4 protein-coding genes are annotated in these 3,283 nt (G+C 60.0%); all 4 read left to right on the forward strand.

Annotated elements, in window-relative coordinates; translation table 11 throughout:
• Positions 1-343, forward strand: a 343-nt coding sequence (locus RI518_RS07590; RefSeq protein ID WP_397428167.1) for a hypothetical protein, incomplete at its 5' end; no start/stop codon positions are given.
• Between the two features lie 138 nt (positions 344-481).
• Entirely contained in the window at positions 482-2,080 is a 1,599-nt protein-coding gene (locus tag RI518_RS07595; RefSeq protein ID WP_310689779.1) for an acyl-CoA carboxylase subunit beta, read from the forward strand.
• Between the two features lie 77 nt (positions 2,081-2,157).
• Positions 2,158-2,757: a hypothetical protein gene (locus RI518_RS07600; protein ID WP_310689780.1), complete on the forward strand. Its 600-nt coding sequence runs from the start codon at positions 2,158-2,160 to the stop codon at positions 2,755-2,757.
• Positions 2,754-3,283, forward strand: a 530-nt coding sequence (locus RI518_RS07605; RefSeq protein WP_310689781.1) for a hypothetical protein, incomplete at its 3' end; no start/stop codon positions are given. The genes RI518_RS07600 and RI518_RS07605, both read left to right, overlap by 4 nt.

Here is a 3,283-nt window from a genome sequence, read left to right on the forward strand (position 1 = left end):
GTTTGACGAGGACCCCTCGCGCTGCGTGGCCGATAATCTCGACGATCCTTCCGCCTGCGCGATTCCGCGCGATTCGGTGTTGGCCGTGGACTTTGACATGGCGGACTCGCCAGACAATGTCCTCCCGGTCGACCTCACCGAGCAGTGGTGCGACGCCGAATACTGCCCCGCAATTGACGGCACCATGCTGATGTGGCGAGACCGCGACCATTTCACGGTCGAATTTTCGAGGACCCTTGCCCCGGCGCTTGCAGAAGGAATCGCCGAAGTGTGGTCTCCGGGTGAGACGACCATCAATGAAGACGTGGTGGATCGACTACTGAGCCCCGTCGGTGCGAACTAGCCCACACCTTCTGGGTGGCGGTGTTCTTGTCGGCTGTACTTGTCGGTGATGTTCTTGTTGGCTATGGCCAACGAGAAAAGTTTTCGGTAGGAGGCTTGGCACAAACGTGTGGTGCATTGACTGGCTTAGTCTGTGAGGATGACTTCTGCTGACAAACCGGTCAATCCGCTGGGGACCAAAGAGCGAATCGCCGAGTTAAAAAAGCGCTACCACGAGGCGGTGACCGCTGCGGGAGAAACAGCAGTTGCCAAACAGCACGCCAAAGGTAAGCAAACGGCGAGGGAGCGCATCGAACAGCTCCTCGACAAGGGCTCGTTTGTCGAGTTAGACGAGTTTGTGCGCCACCGCACCACCGCCTTCGGGATGGACAAAGCCCGCCCCTACGGCGACTCCGTCGTGATTGGCACGGGAACGATTCACGGTCGCCAGGTCGCCGTCTACTCCCAAGACTTCACTATCTTCGGTGGCTCTTTGGGGGAGGTCGCCGGCGAGAAAATCATGAAAATCATGGACCTCGCCATCAAGACCGGGGTGCCCATCATTGGGATTTTGGATTCGGGCGGAGCCCGTATTCAAGAAGGCGTGGTGGCGCTCAGCAAATACGGCGAAATTTTTAAGCGCAACACCGCGGCCTCTGGAGTGATTCCCCAAATTTCGATCGTCTGTGGACCGGCAGCCGGTGGCGCGGTGTATTCCCCCGCCCTCACCGACTTTGTCATCATGGTCGACAAGACCAGTCAAATGTTTGTCACGGGCCCCGACGTCATCAAAGCCGTTACCGGCGAAGACGTCGGAATGGAAGAGCTGGGTGGTGGTCTCACCCACAACAGGACCTCGGGGGTCTCGCACTACCTCGCGAGTGACGAAGCAGACGCCTTCGACTACACCCGAGTGCTGCTGTCCTACCTCCCCGAGCGCTTCGACACTGGCGCACCCGAATACGTGAGTTCCGCCGAGTTAGAAATTACCGACCGGGATCGACAGCTGAACTCCATCATCCCGGATAGCACCAACCAGCCCTACGACGTCTTGCAGGTCATTGACCTGGTCGTCGATGCGGGGTCTTTCTTGGAAGTCCAGCCGCTGTTTGCCCCGAATATGGTCATCGGTTTTGCCCGGGTGGAGGGCCACTCGGTGGGAGTGATCGCCAACCAACCCAAGAACATGGCCGGCACGCTTAACATTGATGCCGGGGAAAAAGCGGCCCGGTTTGTCCGTTTTTGTGACGCGTTTAACATTCCGATTCTCACACTGGTGGATGTGCCGGGTTATCTTCCCGGAACAGACCAAGAGTGGACCGGGGTAATCCGCCGGGGCGCCAAATTGCTCTACGCCTACGCCGAGGCAACCGTGCCGCTGCTGACCGTCATTACCCGCAAGGCCTACGGCGGTGCCTACATTGTGATGGGCTCCAAGTCTCTGGGTGCGGACCTGAACTACGCGTGGCCCACGGCCGAAATTGCCGTGATGGGCGGCCAAGGGGCCGTCAATATTCTCTACCGCTCCGAAATTAAAGAGGCCGAGGAGGACGGTAAGAACGTCGATGACGTTCGTGCCCAACTCGCCGACGACTACACCATCAGTGTCGCCAGTCCATTTCTCGCCGCTGAGCGCGGCGAGATCGACGGCGTGATCGAACCGGCAGCGACCCGGGTGATGATCATCAAGTCCCTGCGCGCCCTTCGCGGTAAGCGCGTCGACCCACCGGCCAAAAAGCACGGCAACATTCCGCTGTAATCCGTGAGGGATTCTCAGCCGTAGACTCGAGTGGCTACGACACGCCAGGGAGGGGCTCGTTGATAAACCGCTGGAGGGTGAGCCTCATTGGGCTGGGGTTGGCCCTGGGTGTGGGTCTTAACGTCACGCTCGTTCCGCAAATCATGACCCCCCGGGCGCCGGTTTTCAACGGCGCAGATATCGCCGAAAATTGGGAGTGGCGCTCAATGGCCATCCACTCCCACTCGTGGTGGCTGTGGGAAAAATTCCCTGAATCGACGGCCACCCACGTCGGCTTCGTCACGCCACCGGGGAATCCTGATGCGCTTCGAGTCGGCATGCTCTACAGCCAATGGATGGACCGCCAGGGCGCTTTGTCCACTGAGGTCGATGCGTCATTGCCTCCTCTCGACGTCTCAGAACTCGGCATCCGGGACGCCCTATATCCCCACCACAGGGTCTACAGCCGGATTCACTGTCGATCCGGTCAAGAAATGGCAGACCGCGATACCTGTTACTACTTCGTCTCCTGGTCGGAAGAACTATTGGGCGACGACCCACCACGCTTCATCGGGGTGCTCACCAACCGCGAGCAGGACAAGGAAGAAATGGCCCTGATTGAAGAAAACCTCCTTCGCGACGTAAGCCCCGTGCCCCTCGAAGACCTCCTCAGCATCGACGAAATCCGCCCCTCGTGATGCAACCGGTCGTCGTCGAAGCCCTCGTTCTCGCCCTCATGGGCTTCTCCGGCGTCGCGCTCGGGCTCCTTTTTGGCATTCGCCACTGGATTGTCCTCGCCTTTTTCGCCGTCGCCGCCAGCACACTACTTCGCACCTGGTCCGCATTTACCGCCTGGTCGCTCGGACGCCCCGAATGGGCGCTAGAGGCTTGGCTGATCATCAGCATCCTCGCCGTTGCGGTGGCCGTGGCGACTCGATACCGCGCCTGGAGCACTGCGGGGCTCGCCGTCGGCCTGTTCGGTGTCGGCTCGGTGGTGGCCATCTTGACCAAATACGTGCTCGGAGTCGGCGAGCGCCACCACTCCGATAGCGCGAGCATGCTCTCCATGGCGATCTTCGCTATCCAGGGCGAGTTCGACGACACCGAGGTCATTGCCGATTCCTATAAGCGGGGCATTAGCTACCCGCTGATGTTGGCGCTTGGACCGGAAGGGCGCATCCTCTCGGCCTACACCCCGCTGGTGTACTTCGCTCTTCTCGTCGC

This window comes from Pontimonas sp. (assembly GCF_031581085.1).
Lineage (GTDB): Bacteria > Actinomycetota > Actinomycetes > Actinomycetales > Microbacteriaceae > Pontimonas.

Coding starts and splice junctions, on each gene's coding strand:
- RI518_RS07595 (WP_310689779.1), top strand. CDS start 482: ATGACTTCTGCTGACAAACCGGTCAATCCGCTGGGGACCAAAGAGCGA.